Source organism: Streptococcus pseudopneumoniae ATCC BAA-960 = CCUG 49455 (assembly GCF_002087075.1).
In the GTDB taxonomy this organism is placed as follows: Bacteria; Bacillota; Bacilli; order Lactobacillales; family Streptococcaceae; genus Streptococcus; species Streptococcus pseudopneumoniae.
This window is the reverse complement of record NZ_MWSM01000028.1, coordinates 1-21,241: the sequence shown is the minus strand read 5'-3', so window position 1 is coordinate 21,241 and position 21,241 is coordinate 1. Positions and strand designations below refer to the sequence as shown.

Sequence of the window (21,241 nt, the reverse complement as noted above, 5' to 3'; positions counted from 1 at the left end):
ACTTTCCTCCATTATAATATTACCAGTAATTCCTTAGAATGCTCGATTGTCTGATTATTAGGTAATACTAATACATCTAGAAAATCGTTGGTATTCGTTACAATTACTGGTGTAACTGTTTCGTAGCCTTTAGTCTTGATTAAATTTAAGTCCATTTCAAAAATCAACTGATTTTTGAAAACTCTGTCTCCTTCTTCTACATGACTAATAAAACCTTGACCTTTTAGCTCAACAGTATCTAATCCAATATGAATTAGTAACTCAACACCCTCATCACTCTTCAATCCAATTGCGTGCTTAGTCGGAAAAATATTTGTAATTTTCCCATCAAATGGTGCATAAACCTTACCCTCACTTGGGATAATCGCTACTCCGTCTCCAATTAGTTTATCTGAAAATGTTTTATCCTGGACATCGCTTAACGGAATGATTTCTCCTGATATAGGAGAAAATATCATTTTTTTATTTGAAACTCCAACTTCAACTTCTAAATGGCTAGAACTCTCTTCTTCATCGATTCCAAATATATAAGCCAAGACAAAGGTAATAACAACCGAAATGACTGCCACAATTAAAGCATTTACAATATTTGATGGCACATCAGAATAAATAAATTGAGGCAACGCTATCAAAGCTGGGACAGCAAATAGATATGCTTTAACACTAGTAAGACCTGCAAATAATCCCGCTAATCCACCACCAATCATAGCTGCATAAAGCGGTTTTTTATATTTTAAAGTCACACCATATAATGCAGGTTCGGTAATCCCTGCAAGTAAGGCTGAGAAACCTGCTGCAAAAGCAATTTGTTTTGTATTATTATTTTTACTCTTTAATGCAACAGCCATCGAAGCAGCCCCTTGAGCTAAGTTTGACCCTAACATTGCTGGAAGAATTAATACGTCTGGAGTAGCAATAGATGCCGCCAAAAAAATAGGTGCAAAAGCCCAATGCATTCCAGTCATAACAATAAATGGCATAATAGCGCCAAGAATAGCTAATGTAAGCCATCCAGCTACACCATACATTTGCCCAACTAGATTTGATAATCCTTCACCAACAATTACTCCAATAGGTCCGACTACAACTAAGGCAATACAGCTTGATACTAATAATACTAGCGTAGGTTGCAAAAAACTCTTAGTAACAGCTGGTGTTAATTTAGCAATCATTTTTTCAATATATTTCATCAACCAAACCATAATAAGAATTGGAACGACTGACGAACCATAACTAGCTGGTGTCACAGGTACACCAAATAAACTAAGAGGATTCCCTGATTGCACCATTTGAACAAAATTTGGATGGAGAAGTACACCTGCTACAGACATAGCTAATGTAGATGTTACTTTTAATTTTTGTGATGCAGAATAAGCTAATAACAGCGGTAAGAAATAATATGGAGCATCCCCAAAAAATGTCAAAAAAGCAATAGTCTGAGAATCTGATTGCAATATACCAAGCATTGGTAAAATAATTACCAAGACTTTCAGCATACCTCCCCCTAACATTGCTGGAATGATTGGAGTCATGGAACCAGCGATATATTCAATGATTCTTTCTAAAATATTCCCTTTGTGCCCTTGATCAACTGAATCTGTTTCAAAATTGCCAAGTTTAATGAATTCTTTATAATAATTGGCTACATCATTACCAAGTATAATTTGATATTGCCCATTCTTTTTCATAATACCTATTACACCTGGTATCTTCTTCACATCATCATCATTGACTAAATTTTCATCTTTTAATTCTAATCTTAAACGTGTTACACAATGGGTAACTCTATTGACATTTTTTTCGCCTCCAATTACATCGAGGATTTTTTGTACTGTATCTTTATAACTCATGGTATTCTCCTATTCTATTAATCTAAATTTTTTGTTAAACGACGAATATGAGCCATCAAATAAACTAATTCACTAGAAGTCAGCAAATAATTGTACTCAGTTTGTATAAACATTGCCACCTGTTCACCACATTCATATTCTCTAGGATATTTATTTTTCATTAATGCTAACAAGTCTTCATCATCATCGTCACAATAAGTTGTATTTTCAACCAAGCGATGGGCAAATAATTTTATATGAGTTATGAATCTATAATAATCAATAGAATCTTGGTTAAACTCAGTACAATAGAAATCTTGAATGATTTTCTCAATTCCCATAATTATTTCAGTGATTTTATACGACTCTTGAAAATTATTTTCTAAATTAGCATTAACAAAATGTAGCGCTATGAATGCAGCTTCGTCAATTGGAAGTTCAATACCTAACTCTTTTTTTATTATTTGTAAAGCCCTTTTCCCAAGCTCAAATTCTTCTTTATAATATTTCGAGATTTCCCAGCGTAGGGGATTCGAAATAATAATCCCTTCTTTATAACGTTCTATGCTCGAAGAAATATGATCCGTTAAATTAATATAGATAATTTCATCAAAATTATTACCCAATGTTATTTTACCTAGGTTAATTATTTTTTCGGTAATGTACACCAACTCCAAAGGAACGTTAATAAACATCTCTGTAAAACGGGTCATATTATCTCTATTTTTGAGAAAAAAACTTTTCTCAATATCAATTGGATTTACTTTATCTCCAATTTTTCTTCCAAAAGCTATTCCCCTTCCAAAAAGAAGAATATCGATATCTTTTTTACTTTGCGCAATTACGGCATTGTGGTTTAGTATTCGTTTTATGATCATAAAATTTCCCTTTTAAAATAAAAGGAACCTACTTAAAAACATCAAGAAACTTCTTCTGATGTGATTAAATAGGTTCCTGCTCACTTGTATTAGTGATAACATCCTTTTATTTCAATTTTTAATGGTGACATGAAGCTTAAATAATTAATAACTCTGTAACCGTTTTTATTTTATGATATTTCAATCTATTTGTCAAGTACTTGTAGAAATTTTTTTATTTTGTGTGATTCGAATGTGAAAATGTCAACAGCCTCACTAAAGAAATGAAAATCATACATAGAAATTTTTAAAAGTTTTCTCTATCGTAAACCTGCCACTAGTTCAGAAGCTATACTAGCTGATTCCAAACGTAATATGGTCATTTCATCTACCTTCCCTAATAATGGCATTGCGCCATACCAAACAATGGTCTTGTTTACCAAAAGAATAGGCGTGACTATTTTTGATTGAGTAAAAGATACTTTAATTTTCTGGCTCTTCAACTGGTCTAGCCATGCTTTATTTGCAACCGTCTCTGGTATACATATCTCAATTTGACTAATCCTAAATTCTTTTAGAAAATTCATCAGTTTTGTCTGGTGCACATAAGGTAAAATAAGCAGACATTCCTGTCTTTCCCCTGCCAAGTCCTCTCTCAACACCTTCTCATATCTACTATCAACATAAACGAATTGTTTCTCCTCACCCTCGATGACACGATAATCCATCTTTCGATAAGCTACTTGTCGTTTCTGAAACATCTTTTCTAAATAAGGAACATGAATATCCACATAATCGAAAATCCGCACCAAAGACTTATCCTTGTAGTTTCTATGAATCCGACCTGCATACTGAATTAAATTATTTTTCCAAGAAAAGGGTGCTGCCAATATAAGCGTGTCTAGCTGAGGCAAGTCAAAACCTTCGCCAATGTATTTTCCAGTAGACAATAAAACAAACCCTTTATCTAACTGTTCTAACGTCTCCATTAAACTTGTTCTATCTCGGACTTTGGTTTTTCCGCTAATAATATAACAGTCATCAACCTCTTTCTCTTTCAATAACTTTTCAAAGACATCTATCTGTTGAATTCGATTGACTAGAACCAAGATATTCCGCCCTTCTGCCACTTGGTCTAGAATATCCTTGATAATCAACTGATTCCTCACTGAGTCAGTAGCAATCCAATCACTAAGCTGTATAAAATTACTTGCTTTGGTCTTTTCAATCTCCAAATGACCAAAAGAAGTGAATCTTAATTGCAATTGCCGTTTAAAATCCGTTTCCCTCTTATCAGCAGTATGGAGTATCTCACCAATTCTCTGAAAAACAATAGGCTCATGACCATTCTTACGCTCAGGCGTAGCCGTCAAACCGTAAAGATACTTCCCTCTAAACTGAGCAACAACTTTTTCAAACATCAAGGCAGAGACATGATGACACTCATCCACAATCATCATCTCATACTCATCCAAAAGACTTTGACTATTTTCCAACTTAAATAGAGATTGGATCATAACGACATCAACCAGTCCACTCAACCATTTCTTAGTCCCACCGTACTGCCCGACATAGCCTATTACCCTTTCACGACCTGATGGCGTATAACGGGTAGCTTCTTCCTCTTCGAAAGTCAAAAAACACTTTAGGCGATCCAGCCACTGGTCTAAGAGTTGCCTATTATGAACTAGGATAATTGTTTTTGTTTTCCGTTCAGAGATAAGAGCAGCACCTAAAACGGTCTTTCCAAAACCGGTCTCCGCATGAAGTAAACCATTTTCTTTAGAAGTCATATCTGACAGGGCTAACTCTTGCTCAAAAGTGAGTTCTCCCTTAAATTCCACTCTAATAGACCTTTGTACCTTTCTCCTATCTTCCACAGATCCCTGCTCATACTCAATGAAAATCAAAGAGCAAACTAGGAAGCTAGCCGTAGGCAGTACTTGAGTACGGCAAGGCGAAGCTGACGTGGTTTGAAGAGATTTTCGAAGAGTATTAAATTTATCTTGCAATGGATACAGCAAACCTCTTGGCAGCCATAAATAATGATCGGATTCTCCAAATAAATACATTCGCTCAGGAATTTGATAGGTTGGCTGTCGCATAGCCTGCTTTAAATAAAATTCGGGATTAGAAAATGAAGCCATATTTTTCAAGAAAAACAGTGTCTTGGGTGTCACAGACGATTTTTCAAGTTGGATCATATTGGATAAGACGACCTTCAACTCCTTATCCAATTCTTCCTTACCTAACTCCTCTTGGATTAACAGTGCCACTTTAGCAGTTGAAACCCTCTGAATTTCTTGTAGATACCTCCATTGGTCTTCATAAGGCTGAAACTGTTCATCCACAAAGACCGTTCGCCCTTGATGATAAGCTTCTCCTTGAAAAGGAAGGGCAATCAAATTACCAAATCCACCTTTAGGAAGAACATCCTGATTTGGAAACATGCGATCAAAAGAATCAAAGGACAGTTGCATACTTTCCTGCATTGCCAGTTCTAACAGTTTCTTTCCAAACAAGCGAGCCTCTCGACTCGGAATCGCTTCCTCAAAGAAGAACCAAATATGGAGTCCGTGACCCGAACGAGAAATCTCTAAATGGGCTTCCATCTGGCGTTCCCTGGCTATTCTTCGAATGGTTAAACCAGCTTCTTTCCAATCTCCTTCATCCAAATCAAGTACCAAAAAATAACAGCTATCATCTAAGTGCATAGGAAAGATACCGATAGCTGTCTCCCCACGAAAATGAGATTTCAAAACGGAATCCGTCAATGTCTGGAAACTCCGTTTTTCAGGTGACAACTGCTTCCAACCATAATCATAGGATGGAAAATACTGAATTTTCCCTTGATCATTGATAAAACTCTTAGCATAAACATCAAAACGGCCAGCAAACACGGAGGTAAACAATTGTAATTTTTCTTGCGTCGTCAAGTGACTACTTTGAAGTTGGAACATCTCCTCGAACCGAGAGCGTTCCATAACAAACTGACTCTTGTCTTTAAGACGTTTACACAAGAAAAACTCACTATCCCCATTAAAAGAAGAAAAGACATCAAGTACTTCTACCACAATTCCATCCAAAGACACAAAAACAGCCATAACAATCACCTCCTTGATTCCTATAGGCTGATTATAACAAGAATAGCTGAAATTGTACACGAAAATAAAATCCTAATAGTACTCATTTTGTATGTGGCTAATATTCCGTCTCGCTCCGGAATGTACGAGGTAAATAGAGTTTAAACGAGCAGTCTATAAAATTCAAAAAACGCATATTATCAAGTGACCTAAAACTTTGATGATATACGTTTTCTTGTGAGAATATTTGCTTCATTTTTTCCTAAAATTCAATGTTTACTCAGTATTAGGATTATGAAAAATCGAGGTCTAAATCTAGATACATTTTTTCTGAAGACAAATCATTTTGACCACCGAACAAGAGATTTTCAAAAAAAGCTGTTAAAAACTCAGGACGTCGCTGTAAAATCTTTGCATTATCTAATACCAAGGCATCACGAAAATACTTGGCATGTTGCTGAAATGGTGTATTATCAATATCAAAACCAAACTCACGAAGATACTGAATCAAAAAGACCGTTACTGTCCGAGTGTTTCCTTCGCGAAATGGATGAATCTGCCAGATTCCTGAAATAAAATGCTGGATTTGTTTAACCACATCCGCCTGAGTTAGTGTCGCATATGCAACTTGTTTTTCCTGATTAAAATCATAATCCAAGGTCATTTGAATCATGGAGTAATCAGAGTACACAACACTTTCACCATTCAAAACAGGTTCATTCTTTGTGATATTGGTCTGACGAAATTGCCCCACCGGAATAGAGGGTTCAAATATATCTTGAAACAACTCCTTATGAATAGCAAGTAAGGTCGCAGGACTAAAGCTAAAGCCTCTTCGAGACAATAGTTCTACAATACGTAGAGAAACCAAGTCTGCCTCTTCCGTACTTGCATCAATAGTATGGTGATAAGCCGTTGCATCCTCATAAACCTGCTCGTAAGTCAGTTCACCCCGGGACTGTTTCTCAGCCAAAGATTCCATATACGCTGATGGCACTAGATTGTCAACTTTCTGCAGACCAAAACCTATCCGCCATAAGTCACGCTTAGCTTCATAAGACAAGTTTGGGTTGTCAATGTTGTAAGTTGGTTGCATAGAAATATCCTTTCAATTGTTTTTCTGTGTCATCGGTAAATGGTGAAATTGGGGTGAACTATAAAAAACATTCATAATAAGTTCTATGAAGAAGTAATAAAAGAGTTATACTCAACATCCCATGCACTCATTTGTAATGCCTTTTGGATGAATGGTTTGATTAAATGAATAATTCTAGCTTGCATACTTATCAAACTCATAGGATACACCACTCTGAACTCGTTGGTTTGTTCAAATCCCCCAACACCTGAGAAGAAACTGCAATGTTGTACTTCTCAGAGCGGTTCGAACTTAGAGGGGTTGTTGTGTAGTGAGCTGGTTTTTAATCAAAGCTATAAAATTTTAGTATTTTAATTTTAACTGACTAAATTATTATTCTCTATAAATTCTATAAATTTTTCAGGGGGATATTTAAAAGATTCAATTCCATAAAAATCTTCTAAAGCCCTAAAATTTTCAACTTTATAAGGTGACTTACCACTTATTTTTGCCTGATGTTGTCTAATTTCATTTAAATGTCTTTTACCTTTTTGTGATTTAACTACAGTAACTGTCACTATTTTTTTATAATCAGTTTTTTGCAATCCATAAAAATTTTCTAGTAGGAACAAACTCGATAATATTTTAGCTCTAACGTTAGCATATGGAATATTTTTTGAATTCTTAAACTCTATTAAATATAATTTACTATCAGCATCTACAGGAAGAAGAGGCAGAATTGTATCTACAGATTGCCATTTATCAAAGCTATGTTTTTTAAAAATAATTTCTGAAATCTTATCAAAATTATAACAAGTATATTTAGAGTTTACCAAATTATAGTTAGAATCAGAATCATATGAGCAGGTTTTAATATCGCTACGACATTCAGAAAATCTAATATTAAAATCATGTAATATAGAGAAAATTATTTTACTCACCATCAAAATCCTCCGCTAGCTCCTCAAGGCGATTTAAAGGAACATACATTTGCTCATAAATCTTATCAATCGAGTCAGTAACATCTTCAATAGAACTATTAGCAAGATAATACTTAACAGAATCATTTGTATCATTTTTTTTGCTAAATATATCAATCGCTTCAACTAAATAAGGACTATGGGAATTGATTAAGATATGTAATCCAAATTCTTTCTGAAGTAATACTATAATTTCAGCAAATTTCAATTGCCATTCTGGATGTAAATGGACTTCTGGTTCATCTAAAATGAGTGTCCCATTTTCTCTAATCACACCATTTTCTAAAAGAGATTTAATTAAATAGAACGTTTTCATACCTGAAGAATAATTGATTATATTAAGTTTTTTTTCATCTTCCTCATCTTCTGAACTATTAACAATATCAGTCTTCAATATATGATTTATTTCATTAAACACCAAATTTAATCTGTCAGTTATCTTAGCTCGTAATGTGTAAGTGTTGTTTCTTTCATCTCTAAGCTGCTCCATTAAATGAGCATTATGATCCAATTTTAAATCAATTTTATTTAAAAATTCATTTAAAAATTTAGTTGAAAATTTATTTAAAAATTTAGTTGAAAATAAATTTTCAACTATTGCAGCAGCATCATCTATGTATACTACATCTGTTTTAAAATTTATCAATTTATCTGCAGTAGCTCTATTTTTGTTAACTTCAACATTTATTTGTTCATCTTTTATTCTTAAAGAAATTAGTCCTGTCAATGGGTCGTATATATTATTTATTTGATTATGAAATTCATCAGTTAAATGAGCAGTTAAAATTTGGTTAAAGATAGATTGGTCTGACTGAGATAGAATTTCTTTTATATTTTCAGATAAAACATTTAGGTCCAAATCCTTAATATTTAATACAAAGTATTTTGAATTTCGTTTATTGAATTCATTAATTGATTCAATGATACTCTTCTTAAGGGATTCGTTATTATGTTCACTATAATTTTTATCAAGAAATATCAATAAATTTTTTGAAATGATTTTTGTCAATTCTGTATAAAGGAAACTCGGAACGATTCTTCTAGCAATCCCTATTTCAGAATTATTTTTACGATTCATTTCGATATCAGAGAGATAGTCTTCTAAAAAATCATTAATTGCTTTAGTTCGATCGTTAGAAATTTTTTTTATAACATCATAATTGGCACTAAATATTGAAAATAAAGAACGACTTATTGTACTTTTTCCAGTGCCATTTTGACCTGCAATAACTGAAATTCCATTTATTTCAATTTCTGCATTCTTTACATTACCTATATTTTCTATTGTTAGTTTCATATATATTCTCCTTTCACCATGGAGGCAGTACTATCAGTTTAACACAAACTACATAAAAAAGCAGGTGTGAGGTGTAAATCATCTTCCAAGTATATCTCACTTCACACTACTTCACCAACTTCTTCATATCATCAATACGTGCAACTGTCGCGTCGTATTTGGCTTGGTAGTCGGCTTGTTTGTCGCGTTCTTTTTGGACGACTTCTGGTTTAGCATTGGCGACGAAGCGTTCGTTAGAGAGTTTCTTGCCCACCATATCTAGTTCTTTTTGCCATTTAGCCAGTTCCTTGTCGAGACGAGCCAGTTCTTCTTCGACATTGAGGAGGTCTGCCAGTGGCAAGTAGATTTCTGCTCCTGTGATGACGCTTGACATTGCGAGTTCAGGTGCAGGGATGTTTGATGCAATTTCCAAGTGTTCTGGATTTGTGAAACGTTTGATGTAGTTGACATTGCTGTTAAAGAAGGCTTCCAAGTCACTATCGCTAGTCTTAACAAGGATTGTGATTGGCTTACTTGGTGCTACGTTTACTTCCGCACGCGCATTACGAACGGCACGGATCAAGTCTTTGAGACTTTCCACACCAGTGTGAGCCGCAAGGTCTTCAAAGGCTAGATTAACAGTTGGGTATGCAGCTGTCACGATAGAGCCTTCTGAGATTTGTCCAAAGATTTCCTCTGTCACGAATGGCATGATCGGGTGAAGGAGACGAAGAATCTTATCCAAAGTATAAAGGAGAACAGAACGCGTGATGACTTTCTCTTCTTCGTTGTCACTATAAAGGACTTCCTTGGTCAACTCAACATACCAGTCCGCAAACTCATCCCAGATGAAGTTGTAGAGGATGTGTCCAGCCACACCAAACTCAAACTTGTCAAAGTTGGCAGTTGCTTTTCCGATGGTTTCATTGAGGTTGTGGAGAATCCAGCGATCTGTGACATTTCCAGCTTCCTTGTTGTCAACTTTTTCCACATTGGCAGTTGCTTGCTCAAGGGTCAAGCCTTCATTGTTCATGAGGATGTAGCGAGAGATGTTCCAGATCTTGTTAATGAAGTTCCATGAAGCATCCATTTTCTCGTAAGAGAAGCGCACGTCTTGGCCTGGCGCAGAACCGTTTGAAAGGAACCAACGAAGGGCATCGGCACCATATTTCTCGATGACATCCATCGGGTCAATCCCGTTACCGAGAGATTTAGACATCTTGCGTCCTTGCTCGTCACGGATGAGACCGTGGATAAGCACGTTTTGGAATGGCTGACGACCAGTAAATTCCAAGGATTGGAAGATCATACGAGACACCCAGAAGAAGATGATGTCGTAACCTGTTACCAAGGTTGAAGTTGGGAAGTAACGTTTGAAGTCTTCTGAGTCAACATCAGGCCAGCCCATGGTTGAGAATGGCCAAAGGGCAGAACTGAACCAAGTATCCAAGACGTCTTCGTCCTGAGTCCATCCGTCACCTTCTGGAGCTTCTTCGCCAACGTACATTTCACCCTCAGCATTGTACCAAGCAGGGATTTGGTGACCCCACCAGAGCTGACGAGAGATTACCCAGTCATGGACATTTTCCATCCATTGGAGGAAGGTATCGTTGAAACGAGGTGGGTAGAATTCGACCTTGTCCTCTGTGTCTTGGTTGGCAATGGCGTTCTTAGCCAAATGGTCCATCTTGACGAACCATTGAGTAGACAAGCGTGGTTCAACCACAACACCAGTACGCTCTGAGTGACCAACACTGTGGACACGTTTTTCAATTTTAACGAGGGCACCGATTTCTTCCAACTTAGCAACGACTGCCTTACGAGCTTCAAAACGGTCCATGCCTGCAAATTCGAAGGCTAAGTCATTCATAGTACCGTCGTCGTTCATAACATTGACTTGTGGCAAGTTGTGACGTTGACCAACCAAGAAGTCGTTTGGATCGTGGGCAGGTGTAATTTTCACGACACCAGTACCAAACTCAGGATCTGCGTGCTCATCACCAACGATTGGGATCAATTTATTAGCGATTGGCAGAATAACGTTTTGACCAATCAAGTCCTTGTAGCGTGGATCTTCTGGATTTACCGCAACCGCAACGTCCCCAAACATGGTCTCAGGACGAGTTGTTGCCACTTCAAGGGCGCGTGAGCCGTCTTCCAGCATGTAGTTCATGTGGTAGAAGGCACCTTCGACATCCTTGTGGATAACTTCAATATCAGAAAGGGCTGTGCGTGCAGCTGGGTCCCAGTTGATGATGAATTCACCACGATAGATCCACCCTTTCTTGTAAAGGTCCACAAAGACCTTACGAACAGCTTTTGACAAACCTTCGTCAAGAGTGAAACGCTCACGAGAGTAGTCTACAGAGAGCCCCATCTTACCCCATTGTTCCTTGATAGTAGTGGCATATTCGTCTTTCCATTCCCAGACTTTCGTCAAGAAAGACTCACGACCCAAGTCATAGCGGGAAATACCCTCGCCACGCAAGCGCTCCTCAACCTTAGCCTGAGTGGCAATCCCCGCGTGGTCCATCCCTGGAAGCCAAAGGGTATCAAAACCTTGCATGCGTTTTTGACGGATGATGATATCTTGCAAAGTCGTATCCCAAGCGTGACCAAGGTGAAGCTTCCCAGTTACATTTGGTGGTGGAATCACGATTGAATAAGGCTTAGCCTTTTGGTCTCCTGAAGGCTTGAAAACATCGGCATCAAGCCATTTTTGGTAACGACCAGCCTCAACCTCGGCTGGATTGTATTTAGGTGAAAGTTCTTTAGACATGTGTTTGTCCTTTCTAGTTAATATCTTTAAATAAAATTAGTATGTAGAAGATATGCCTTGATTCAGCACATCTGATTTTTTCAGTATCTTCTATTAGTAAAAAAGAAACTGTATAAAAATTTTACATTAACTTTCTCTCATTATCTTCAGAATATGTTTATCAAAGTCCGATATAATTTTTTGAGTTCGGTTAAATTTTTCATACTCTTGGATGGCTTTTGAGTCTGCTTGTTTCTTGGAAATGCTTCCTTTTCCTTCTAAGATTTCATATTCATTAAAGGATAGAAAGCGATCAATACTATCTGCCAATCCTCGCATTGTAAACGTATTACGGCGCTCAACTAAACCCTCGATATAATCAAAATAGGCTGTAACAGTTCGCTCTAGTTGTCGAATTTCTTTTTCTTGCAAATAATTTTTGGCTACCGTTACATCTGATTTGAGCACTCGTCCATCAGGTGCATGTTTCCAAGTAGTTAATCCCATTTTTTCTTTACTAGCATCAGCTTGCTGATAGATAATTTCTGCAGCCGTACTTCCAGTAATTGCATAATGAAATTTATTTTGCACCATAGCATAGAAGTTTTTAGTAATATCCGAGTTTCGATCATAATCTATGGCACATTCGGCAAAGATATCCGTAATTTGTTGATAGATTCGGCGCTCGCTAGAACGAATAGAGCGAATTCGTTCTAAAAGTTCACGGAAATAATCTTGTCCGAAAACTGTCTGTCCTTGTTTCAAGCGTTCATCATTCAAAACAAAACCTTTGATGATAAATTCTTTCAAGGTCTTGGTTGCCCAAATTCTAAATTGAGTAGCCTTGCTGGAATTTACGCGATAGCCAACTGAAATGATAGCATCCAGATTGTAATATTCAAGTTCACGTCGGACAGTTCTATTTCCCTCTTGTTGAACCTGTGCAAATTTTGCACAAGTTGACACCTTATCCAACTCACCACTATCATAAATGTTTTTTAAGTGCTTTGTAATGACACTTCGTTCAACTCCAAAGAGCTCTGCAAGACCTTTTTGAGTCAACCAAAGATTTTCATCTTGTAAAAGGATATCTAGCTGAACGTCGCCATTTGGTGTAGTATACAGGATGAAATTAGAAATTTCATTCAAGACAATTTCACCTCCCCCCTTCCATAAACAATTACTTCTCTTTCTTAAACTTTATGCCGTTTTCTTTCAGCTTTTTAACGGTTACAGGACCAATTCCCTTCAAAGCGAGAACTTCTTTTTCAGTCCATTTTTTGAAATCTGAAGATGTACGAATCCCATTTTCAACAAAGATGCGAACAAGATCCATCCGGATTCCCTTCATTTTTTCCTCGCTCATAAAGGAGTACCAGTCTGTAACCTGGGATAGATTTCTTAACACACTGGAATGATTCGAAAATACTGGTTTACGACGGAATTTCTTGGCTTCTTTTGTTAAAAATTCTGTTAAGATAATATTTTCTTGTAAATAGTCAAGCAGAGGATACAAACTAGCTTGTAGCGATTCAACTGAATTTGGACAATAGCATTCTTGTTCTTCAATGTCTAAAATATTGAATTGCCAGTCTTTCTCTATGAAGAATTCAACAGCTTCATCATTGATTTCCACTAATTTTGCAAATAGCTGACTGGCTTCCTCAATTTTTCCTTGAGAAAAAGCAGAGATGATGGCATGAATAAGGATGGTATCATCCCGCTTTCCTTTATTTAATTCTTCACAATAGAAACGTTCAACCTTTAATTCCTGACCAGTAATATGATACAAGGAAAGCATACAGAAGACAAAATTAGGAGGAAAACGTTCTGGTCGCTTACTTAAGTATAAGTTAACCAAGTCCAAAGCCTTAAAGTAAAATTTTTCTGTCATATAATATTCAATCAGAAACATCAGAGCAGACAGGATAGGGCGAGCTTCAAAATAATTCCAACTATTGTATCCGTTCATTTTCCATTTTTCTAAAACTAGAACTTCAAAATCCAGTACTTTTTTAAAGGTTGGTAAATCAAAATCTTTAACTTCTGATAAGAATAAGTGAAAATCAGCCGCAAAATAATCTGGATTGATCTTTAAAACTTGCTTTAACAGTTTATTTCGCTTTTGTGTATTTGGAGTATGCATAGCTTCTCTAAATAAAGCGTGATCCTGATTCCAATCAAAAGTCCTATTTTTTAGTTGGTAATTGATTAGCTGGACATCTGGATACTCTCCATGTTCATCAGCATATTGCATCACTGCTGTATGTAGTTCATCGAAATTTTGAATTTGTCGACGTTCTACAAAAGTTGGTTTTTTAGCCATTATTTCTGTCCAAGCAGCCTCTTCTTCAGAAATAATTTTGATATCCAACTTTTGCTGGCGTTTTAATTCTTTTTTTCTATTTTTCTTTTTAGCCATCTATTTTCTCCTCTAACTCATTCTTCAATAGACCCGACTCAACTGGCTTAGATATCCTTTGGGACTCAGCTACAGGCTTGAATGGGAAATCTCAGTTTCTTTGTGATTCGTTTACTTTGAAAGTTATCCCCCAAGCGTGACTAAGGTAGAGTTTTTTCCAGTTACATTTGGTGGTGGGAATCACGATTGAATAAGGCTTAGCCTTTTGATCTCCTGCCGGCTTGAAAACATCCGTATCAAGGCATTTTTGTAACGACCAGCCTAAACATAGGATGGAGTGTATTTAGGTGAAAGTTGATTAGACATTATTTTTTCTCCTTTTATGAATATTTCTTTTATATCTACGATTTATTAATACACTGTGCATGTTGTCACGATACACGTAATATCCATTATGGGTGTTTAAATAGAAATACTGTAATAACCAAATTATAGCCTTCCCAATAACTAATGATAATATGAAACAAACGAAAATAATTATAGTTGAGGCAAATAATTCAGACATCCAATCAGCTGCGGGAGTTATAAATTCGACCAATTTCATCTTAATCTTTAAACCCCAAATAATTTCGGTTAACTTTGGAATAATACTCAACATTAATAGAGTAAGAAAACTATATAGTTGAGTTCGATAGAGGTGTCTATCCATTTTCTCAGTTCTTATTGGTTTTTTCTTATATTTTTTTGTATCAAATTGAGAATTTATTTCTCCAATTAGACTAGGAATTAATATTGGCAAAAACCAGGTTAAAGCATTTATTAATTCATTTTCAACTTGATTAAATATTGCTAACAACAATATACAGATTGTTCCAGTTAGCCATGATGCTATTACTTCTTTGGTATCTTTTGCACCATGTCTAATTAGATTATGAATTCTCCACCAGAATATTAAATAAAGCGCAATAAATGAATTAAATATAAAAATGTCAGTTATTAAATCGGAATGAAAATCAATAGCTTTAGAAATAAAGTAATAAATATAGATATAATACCATAAAAACGAAATAATAAGCATCGTGGCATATACATTCCACAGTGTCTTTCCCTTTACGATATCTATTTTATTAACTTTTTGAAATATCTTGATTGATCCTACAGTTTTTATAACAGATAATACAAATGGTAATATTAAAAGTATTACAATGATAATCCAGTTATTTATGTGATTTTTACTTATGCCATAATTAATAAAAAAATATTGAGATAAGTTGATTAAAGTTGATTCAACTAGATTTAGGTTATAAAGAATGTAAGTCAAGATTCCGCAAAATATTCCATCCCATGCGTTCATAAAAGCTAAAGATTTAGTACTTTTAGTAAGAAAAACTCTAAACTTATTAAATCGATTTTTATAGTTAAACACATATATTAGTATCAAGGCAAATTGTAAAATTATAACTAATTTAAAATCGGTAAGACAGAATACAATTAGAGATATTATTGGAAAATACGTTAGCGCATACATAAGTATTTTCCAAGTTTGAGCAAAAAGATTCTTCAATCTATTGTCAGTATTAAAATAATACATTAATTTCAATCTTTGCCTCCTAAATCTAATCTAAAGGTTGGTAAATCAAAATCTTCAACCTCTGATAAGAATGGGTGAAAATCAGCAGCAAAATAATCTGGATTGATCTTTAAAACTTGTTTTAACAGTTCATTTCGCTTCTGTGTATTTGGAGTATGCATAGCTTCTCTAAATAAAGCATGATCCTGATTCTAATCAAAAATCCTATTTTTCAGTTGGTAATTGATTAGCTGAACATCTGGATACTCTCCATGTTCATCAGCATATTGCATCACTGTTGTATGTAGTTCATCGAAATTTTGAATGGTCCGACGTTCTACAAAAGTTGGTTTTTTAGCCAGTAGTTCTGTCCAGACAACCTCTTCTTCAGAAACGACTTTGATATCCAACTTTTGCTGGCGGTTTAATTCTTTTTTCTATTTTTCTTTTTAGCCATCTATTTTCTCCTCTAACTCATTCTTCAATAAATCAAACTCTACCTCTGCTGTATTGGATATTCTTACGACCTCGGATACAGGCTTAAATGGGAAATCCCAGTTTCTTTGTGATTCGTTTACTTTGAAGGGTGTACTCCAAGCGCGATTAAGGTAGAGTTTTCCAGTTACATTTGGTGGTAGGAATCACGAACGAAAAAGATTGAGACTTTTGAACTTCTTGAGTCTTGAGAACGTCTTCATGAAGTTGTTTAGATATGTGTGTGTCCTTTCTCTATTGTATTCATTTTATTTTGAATTTGCTTAGCAGCTTCTTCTGCAGACAAATTCGTATTATTTATTTTAAGGTAGTGGTGCAACTCATTTAGTTGATGTTGGGAATTTAATTGAAGTGTTTCAGTAGTCTCCAAAATTTCTCTTTCAGATACCTCAATATGTCGTTTTAAGGGTTTGTGCTTTAATCGATTCTCCGTTCGATTTCGACGTAAACGCTCTTCAAGACTTGTTTCCAACTCAACAAACAGAATCTCTTGATGAAAGTTATCCAATAAATCCTGAATTTGCTTTAAATACATCAGCTGGTACTGATTTGAAAAATCAATTACGTCAGTTAAAATTACTGATCGCTGATTTCTTGCACTTGCTCCAAGGAAAGAAAAGGTAATTCCACGAACAAATTCCCACATTTCCTCTGTAAAGTCCTGATAGATTTCTAGTGCAAAATCGATGGCTTGATGGTTATAAAAGAGGGTAGCATCTGTCAGTCGAGATAACTCTTGACCAATCGTCATTTTCCCAGAAACCGGAGCCCCAATGATGAAAAGATGCATCAAATCACCTCCCACTCACTCTTCAGCAAACCATATATCAGACTGTCACAGCGGTTTCCTTGAACATCCTTTCTGTCCCTGATGCGAGCTTCGAGGGTAAAGCCAAGCTTTTCCGCGACTCGTTTACTTTGAAGGTTATATCCAAAGCAAGTTAGTTCAATCTTGTGAAGACCCAAATCTTTAAAGGCTAAGTCAATCAAGGCAAGCGCTGCTTCTGGCACATAACCTCGCCCCCAATAGTCTGGGTGTAAGGTATAGCCGATTTCCAGCACATCATCTTCATGGCGATGGTTGAAATCGACAGAGCCAACGATCTTATCCGTTCCTTTGACGACAATCCCGTAGCCTGCTGGGAGATTTTCCTTTTGATTACGCTCCGGAAGAATGTGCTCCAGATAATAAATCTCATCTTCCAAGGTCTTGACGGGTAGAAAGCCAGCTGGATAGGCAACCTCTGGCAAACTAGCGTAGGTATGGATATCCTCAGCATCTGCCACTGTACGAACTCGTAGGACGAGTCGTTCGGTTTCTAATCGTTCTGGTAATTCAGCTCTTGACATCCTTCATCCTCGCTTTCTTAATGAAGCTCCCCATAGGGTCTACTCGGTCATCTAAATAGCGATAAACGCGCTGGTGGCCATCCCCATAAAGTAAGTAGGTGCAAAACGGTCATTTCTAAAATGTCCCTTTTCATCCAAAAGTTCTGGGTCAACAAATCGCTCAACAATCTTAGCGAAAATATGACAAATTCCCTCTTCCTCATCAATCCTATCTACCTGACATTCTAACACGACTGGACAAACCTCTAAAATCGGTGCCTGAGTCCGTTCAGAAATCTCGTAGTCTAGCCCCAGGTGTTTCAATTTCTCTCGATGACTGATAAAACCAGCCTGCTCCATCTCGAGCATGAGATTTTCATCAGGGATATTCACGGTGAACTGTTGATAATACTTAATCTGCTCAGTCGCATTTTCTTCAGCACCAACACCAATGACTAGCCAATCTCCCAAGCTATAAGAGGAGCTACAGGTCGTAATATTGTGTCCAAAATTCTGATCCTGATACCCCAAAATGAAGATAGGAAAACCATAATAGAGTTTACTTGTTTTAAAAGATTGCTTCATAACAAGCTCCTTTGACTAAGACGCAAAAGAAAATCCCTGCCATCTACATGACAGGGACGAATGTGTTTATCCGCGGTACCACCCAATTTCGGGCCAAGCCCGCATCTTTAGTCTTTAAAATAAAAAGACAGAAATATTTCATTTTTTCAGTCATTAGCAACCAGTTTTGACACATTTGTGGACTTCTCAGCGCCGCCACTTTCTGTAAAATGTAGGATTCAAAACACCTCTAATGGCTCTATTGTAGCAAGTTTTTCTCGGAAATGCAAGACTCAAGAAAAATTACTTGAACTTGATGCCATTTTCTTTCAATTTCTTGATGGTAGCTGGGCCGATTCCTTTCAAGGCAAGGAGTTCTTTTTCAGTCCAGTTTTTGAAATCTGAAGCAGACTTGATTCCTTCATCATAGAAAGTCTTGGCACGATCAAGGGGAAGTCCACCCAAGTTTGCTGCAAAATCTTCTACAGAATTAACTACTTTTTGAGCTTGCTCTTTGGTAGCTTCTACTGCTTGTTCAACTTTTTTAGAAACAGCCTTACCAGCTGCGCTTGCTGACTGTTCTGCACGCTTCACGACTTTTTTTGTCTCATCTACAACTTTAGTCACAGTACTTGAAAAGGCACCTGCACGACGGAGACTATTTCGTAATTGTTTTTTACGATTGAGTTTCTTTGACATGATAAAATCCTTTCAATAAAAAATCCCTGCTCTGACAAGGATTTAATATAAATATTCTATCAAGATTTTAGTGAAAAATCAAGAACCTATCTCGTTTAATAATTTCGCTCACCAAACAAGCCTTCTGGCAAATCATGGAATCCCTTTCCTGCTTTGAAATTTTCAAACTTACCAAGCAAGAACTGATAAGCATCCAAACGACTTTCGTAGCGAATCATGGCATCTTTGGCACGTTCGTCTTGGTCTTCTTCGTAGACCTTTTGACTTTCCTTATGCGCCATGTCGTTGATCATGATTTGGGTATTGACCCAAGCTTCAAATTCCTTCATAAATTCTTGTTCGTAACTCATTTTTTCCTCCTTATTCTAATCCACGGAAATAGTCCGTGTCAATCTCACGGTAGGGCTGGATATCCTGAACGTATTCCAACACACCTTGGAATTCTCCGTTTTCATCGTGCACTGCAGCGTAGGTGATGTGGACAAACTTACCTCGCGACTCAGACTTAATCCACATTTCATACTTGTCCTTGGTTCCCTCACGAAGCCCCTTCATGATGGTTTTGACCTTGTCCAAGTACTTAGGTGGATGACAGAGTTCGACATTGCGCCCAACTTGGGACGGTGTTCGTTTGAAAATCATCTCATCAGCTGGCGTATTGTCATTGTAATACTGGAAAATATCGTCTTTATTGACAAAGGTAATTTCCATGGGGAGGTGATTGAGGATGAGATTAGCCTGCTCGACTGAAAGATAGCCATTACCAAAAGACTGCTGACTATGGCGGTCCAGCACTGCTTCCTTTTCCTTAGGGGTAAAGGTAATGGTAAACTGTCCTTCTGGCGTATCAATAACCTGCTGAACTTGACCCTCTGCCGTATCTAGCTGTACAGGCTCCTCTTCACTCTTTTCCTCAACAAAACTCTGGCGTTCTGGCACCCATTTCTCAGACGGACGGATAATAGCATAGCCATAGGCATCGCTCTCCTCCGCAATCTGAAGCCAGTCATCCTGAGTAAAGGACTCAAGGAGAATCATGAGAAGGATAGATTCTTCCTTGAAAATCATACTTTCAAACTCTGTCGCAAAAGCTTCAAAAGCTTCTTTTACGCTGCTAATTGACACTTCTGGTAGTGACTTGGCTGTCGCTAAAGCTGTTTGAAAGAGTTCCCTGATCTGATCATCCACTCCCCACATAACTTTTGGAGGTGAATCGTGTCCATAGCGCTCCATGATGGGGAAGAAGAGCTCTTCCTTACGTTGGTAATGGATGTCAAATTGCCCCAAAAGACCCATCTGACGCACCAAGCCCTTGCGCATCTCCGCCAGCATTTCTTCATCTTCCATAGACTCATAGGTATCCAACAATCTCCGAATACGAATCAAGGCCGCACGGAGGGCTAGATTTTCTTCTTTGAAAATCCGAACTGGGTGACCTGGGTGCTCGGTATCTGCAACTTCGACATCCTTAACAGCATTTTTAAAAAGATTGGCATGAACATCACAGAGTTCCATGACATCTTCAAAGGTGACACCTGAGTCTGAGTTCATCAGCTCGTGCTCCATAAGGGAAATCTCGATGGCTGAAACACCTGTAAAGGTCGCATCAAAGCGCTCCTGAACCGACTCAGGAGAGGAGCCATTATGCAATTCTAACAAAATATCCCGCAGGACATGAATTCGTTCATCTGCCATTAGTCTAACCCAATCACTTCGTAACCGTTTGCTTCCAGCGTGCGGACAATCTTGTCCATAGGAGTTCCTTCAAGCTTAGAACCTTGTTTGAGCGATACTTTACGACCAACTGTGTTGCGCATTAAGGGATTGGCAAGGGGTTTAAAACCCAACTCCACTAGAATTTCCAAGACTTCTGGATGCTTGTCCACCACTTCTGCAACGGGAATTGACACATCGATGATATTGTCCATGACGACCTCCTTTGTATGTTCTAATACTCAATGAAAATCAAAGAGCAAACTAGGAAGCTAGCCGCAGGTTGCTCAAAACAGTGTTTTGAGGTTGTGGATAGAACTGACGAAGTCAGATCAAAATACTGTTTTGAGGTTGCAGATGGACGCTGACCTGGTTTGAAGAGATTTTCGAAGAGTATAAAATGATTTTACTGCTTATATAGTCATTTAGTTTTAAAAAAGTGTTCCAAACATTCAAAAATAGTTGGGACTTCCCTTAATAAATCCGTCACTTTCTTTTTCAAGATAGCCCAAGCTTGCTCAATAGGATTCAAATCCGGTGAATATGGCGGTAGAGGTAAGAAAAAGTGTTTATCTTGGATGCAGAGTTCATCCAAAATGTTCTTGGGATGAAAACTAGCATTGTCCATGACAATAACATGAGGTGTCTTCA

Annotated in this window: 19 protein-coding genes and 3 pseudogenes; 1 reads left to right on the top strand and 21 read right to left on the bottom strand. The window is 37.0% G+C overall.

Translation table 11 applies throughout. The annotated features are described in order from the left end of the window. Nucleotides 1-11 precede the first annotated feature (11 nt). The 20 genes and pseudogenes from B4W83_RS07205 to B4W83_RS07120 all read right to left on the bottom strand — a co-directional run bounded on the left by B4W83_RS07205 (nt 12) and on the right by B4W83_RS07120 (nt 20,805). Nucleotides 12-1,850, bottom strand: a complete 1,839-nt coding sequence (locus tag B4W83_RS07205; RefSeq protein WP_000120573.1) for a beta-glucoside-specific PTS transporter subunit IIABC — start codon at nt 1,848-1,850, stop codon at nt 12-14. A 17-nt stretch (nt 1,851-1,867) separates the two neighbouring features. Beyond that, nucleotides 1,868-2,707: a BglG family transcription antiterminator LicT gene (licT, locus tag B4W83_RS07200; protein WP_000584530.1), complete on the bottom strand. Its 840-nt coding sequence runs from the start codon at nt 2,705-2,707 to the stop codon at nt 1,868-1,870. 299 nt (nt 2,708-3,006) lie between these two features. Next, on the bottom strand, nt 3,007-5,790 hold the full coding sequence (locus B4W83_RS13440; protein WP_000268100.1) for a TOTE conflict system archaeo-eukaryotic primase domain-containing protein: 2,784 nt from the start codon (nt 5,788-5,790) through the stop codon (nt 3,007-3,009). A 271-nt stretch (nt 5,791-6,061) separates the two neighbouring features. Then, complete coding sequence (locus tag B4W83_RS07190) at nt 6,062-6,865, bottom strand: Fic/DOC family protein (protein WP_001183268.1); 804 nt, start codon at nt 6,863-6,865, stop codon at nt 6,062-6,064. Between the two features lie 356 nt (nt 6,866-7,221). Continuing rightward, complete coding sequence (locus B4W83_RS07185) at nt 7,222-7,788, bottom strand: hypothetical protein (RefSeq protein WP_000253751.1); 567 nt, start codon at nt 7,786-7,788, stop codon at nt 7,222-7,224. Next, nucleotides 7,778-9,121 (bottom strand): AAA family ATPase, encoded by a 1,344-nt coding sequence (locus B4W83_RS07180; protein ID WP_000778677.1) that lies wholly within the window; start codon nt 9,119-9,121, stop codon nt 7,778-7,780. Before B4W83_RS07180 ends, B4W83_RS07185 begins: the two co-directional genes overlap by 11 nt. A 106-nt stretch (nt 9,122-9,227) precedes the next feature. Next, the gene (locus B4W83_RS07175) at nt 9,228-11,879 is read right to left on the bottom strand and encodes a valine--tRNA ligase (RefSeq protein WP_000032163.1); all 2,652 of its coding nucleotides are present in this window, start codon (nt 11,877-11,879) and stop codon (nt 9,228-9,230) included. A 126-nt stretch (nt 11,880-12,005) separates the two neighbouring features. Then, nucleotides 12,006-13,007: a virulence RhuM family protein gene (locus B4W83_RS07170; RefSeq protein WP_001002884.1), complete on the bottom strand. Its 1,002-nt coding sequence runs from the start codon at nt 13,005-13,007 to the stop codon at nt 12,006-12,008. Between the two features lie 31 nt (nt 13,008-13,038). Continuing rightward, a complete protein-coding gene (locus B4W83_RS07165; RefSeq protein ID WP_001085116.1) occupies nt 13,039-14,280 on the bottom strand; it encodes a helix-hairpin-helix domain-containing protein in 1,242 nt (413 codons plus the stop codon). 115 nt (nt 14,281-14,395) lie between these two features. Next, nucleotides 14,396-14,586, bottom strand: a pseudogene (locus B4W83_RS13915) (class I tRNA ligase family protein); the annotation flags it as partial. Then, complete coding sequence (locus B4W83_RS07160; RefSeq protein ID WP_033606863.1) at nt 14,579-15,811, bottom strand: hypothetical protein; 1,233 nt, start codon at nt 15,809-15,811, stop codon at nt 14,579-14,581. The gene B4W83_RS07160 and the pseudogene B4W83_RS13915, both read right to left, overlap by 8 nt. A gap of 5 nt (nt 15,812-15,816) precedes the next feature. Continuing rightward, nucleotides 15,817-15,972 carry a hypothetical protein gene (locus B4W83_RS12975; protein WP_004237269.1) on the bottom strand — a complete coding sequence of 52 codons (156 nt, stop codon included), beginning with the start codon at nt 15,970-15,972 and terminating at the stop codon, nt 15,817-15,819. 30 nt (nt 15,973-16,002) lie between these two features. Further along, the gene (locus tag B4W83_RS07155) at nt 16,003-16,200 is read right to left on the bottom strand and encodes a hypothetical protein (protein ID WP_007284866.1); all 198 of its coding nucleotides are present in this window, start codon (nt 16,198-16,200) and stop codon (nt 16,003-16,005) included. A gap of 296 nt (nt 16,201-16,496) precedes the next feature. Then, nucleotides 16,497-17,075 carry an AAA family ATPase gene (locus B4W83_RS07150; protein ID WP_000550041.1) on the bottom strand — a complete coding sequence of 193 codons (579 nt, stop codon included), beginning with the start codon at nt 17,073-17,075 and terminating at the stop codon, nt 16,497-16,499. Continuing rightward, entirely contained in the window at nt 17,075-17,635 is a 561-nt protein-coding gene (locus B4W83_RS07145) for a GNAT family N-acetyltransferase (RefSeq protein ID WP_000085194.1), read from the bottom strand. The genes B4W83_RS07150 and B4W83_RS07145 overlap by 1 nt, the downstream gene beginning before the upstream one ends. Further along, a pseudogene (locus B4W83_RS07140) lies at nt 17,622-18,199 on the bottom strand (flavin reductase family protein). Before B4W83_RS07140 ends, B4W83_RS07145 begins: the two are co-directional and overlap by 14 nt. Before the next feature lie 282 nt (nt 18,200-18,481). Then, nucleotides 18,482-18,877 (bottom strand): helix-hairpin-helix domain-containing protein, encoded by a 396-nt coding sequence (locus tag B4W83_RS07135; RefSeq protein WP_000038630.1) that lies wholly within the window; start codon nt 18,875-18,877, stop codon nt 18,482-18,484. A gap of 95 nt (nt 18,878-18,972) precedes the next feature. Next, a complete protein-coding gene (locus B4W83_RS07130; protein WP_000119707.1) occupies nt 18,973-19,227 on the bottom strand; it encodes a DUF1912 family protein in 255 nt (84 codons plus the stop codon). A 10-nt stretch (nt 19,228-19,237) separates the two neighbouring features. Next, nucleotides 19,238-20,572, bottom strand: coding sequence for a DUF438 domain-containing protein (locus tag B4W83_RS07125; RefSeq protein ID WP_000752907.1), 1,335 nt, complete (start codon nt 20,570-20,572; stop codon nt 19,238-19,240). Continuing rightward, nucleotides 20,572-20,805 (bottom strand): DUF1858 domain-containing protein, encoded by a 234-nt coding sequence (locus B4W83_RS07120; RefSeq protein ID WP_000368739.1) that lies wholly within the window; start codon nt 20,803-20,805, stop codon nt 20,572-20,574. Before B4W83_RS07120 ends, B4W83_RS07125 begins: the two co-directional genes overlap by 1 nt. Nucleotides 20,806-20,835: 30 nt before the next feature. On the opposite strand from B4W83_RS07120, the gene B4W83_RS12785 reads away from it, so the two are divergent. Then, nucleotides 20,836-20,958, top strand: a complete 123-nt coding sequence (locus B4W83_RS12785) for a hypothetical protein (RefSeq protein ID WP_007285182.1) — start codon at nt 20,836-20,838, stop codon at nt 20,956-20,958. 53 nt (nt 20,959-21,011) lie between these two features. Here B4W83_RS12785 and B4W83_RS07115 read toward each other — a convergent pair. Continuing rightward, nucleotides 21,012-21,241: pseudogene (locus B4W83_RS07115) on the bottom strand (IS630 family transposase); the annotation flags it as partial.

Coding starts and splice junctions, on each gene's coding strand:
- B4W83_RS07205 (WP_000120573.1), bottom strand. CDS start 1,850: ATGAGTTATAAAGATACAGTACAAAAAATCCTCGATGTAATTGGAGGC.
- licT (WP_000584530.1), bottom strand. CDS start 2,707: ATGATCATAAAACGAATACTAAACCACAATGCCGTAATTGCGCAAAGT.
- B4W83_RS13440 (WP_000268100.1), bottom strand. CDS start 5,790: ATGGCTGTTTTTGTGTCTTTGGATGGAATTGTGGTAGAAGTACTTGAT.
- B4W83_RS07190 (WP_001183268.1), bottom strand. CDS start 6,865: ATGCAACCAACTTACAACATTGACAACCCAAACTTGTCTTATGAAGCT.
- B4W83_RS07185 (WP_000253751.1), bottom strand. CDS start 7,788: ATGGTGAGTAAAATAATTTTCTCTATATTACATGATTTTAATATTAGA.
- B4W83_RS07180 (WP_000778677.1), bottom strand. CDS start 9,121: ATGAAACTAACAATAGAAAATATAGGTAATGTAAAGAATGCAGAAATT.
- B4W83_RS07175 (WP_000032163.1), bottom strand. CDS start 11,879: ATGTCTAAAGAACTTTCACCTAAATACAATCCAGCCGAGGTTGAGGCT.
- B4W83_RS07165 (WP_001085116.1), bottom strand. CDS start 14,280: ATGGCTAAAAAGAAAAATAGAAAAAAAGAATTAAAACGCCAGCAAAAG.
- B4W83_RS07160 (WP_033606863.1), bottom strand. CDS start 15,811: ATGTATTATTTTAATACTGACAATAGATTGAAGAATCTTTTTGCTCAA.
- B4W83_RS12975 (WP_004237269.1), bottom strand. CDS start 15,972: ATGCATACTCCAAATACACAGAAGCGAAATGAACTGTTAAAACAAGTT.
- B4W83_RS07150 (WP_000550041.1), bottom strand. CDS start 17,075: ATGCATCTTTTCATCATTGGGGCTCCGGTTTCTGGGAAAATGACGATT.
- B4W83_RS07145 (WP_000085194.1), bottom strand. CDS start 17,635: ATGTCAAGAGCTGAATTACCAGAACGATTAGAAACCGAACGACTCGTC.
- B4W83_RS07135 (WP_000038630.1), bottom strand. CDS start 18,877: ATGTCAAAGAAACTCAATCGTAAAAAACAATTACGAAATAGTCTCCGT.
- B4W83_RS07130 (WP_000119707.1), bottom strand. CDS start 19,227: ATGAGTTACGAACAAGAATTTATGAAGGAATTTGAAGCTTGGGTCAAT.
- B4W83_RS07125 (WP_000752907.1), bottom strand. CDS start 20,572: ATGGCAGATGAACGAATTCATGTCCTGCGGGATATTTTGTTAGAATTG.
- B4W83_RS07120 (WP_000368739.1), bottom strand. CDS start 20,805: ATGGACAATATCATCGATGTGTCAATTCCCGTTGCAGAAGTGGTGGAC.
- B4W83_RS12785 (WP_007285182.1), top strand. CDS start 20,836: ATGAAAATCAAAGAGCAAACTAGGAAGCTAGCCGCAGGTTGCTCAAAA.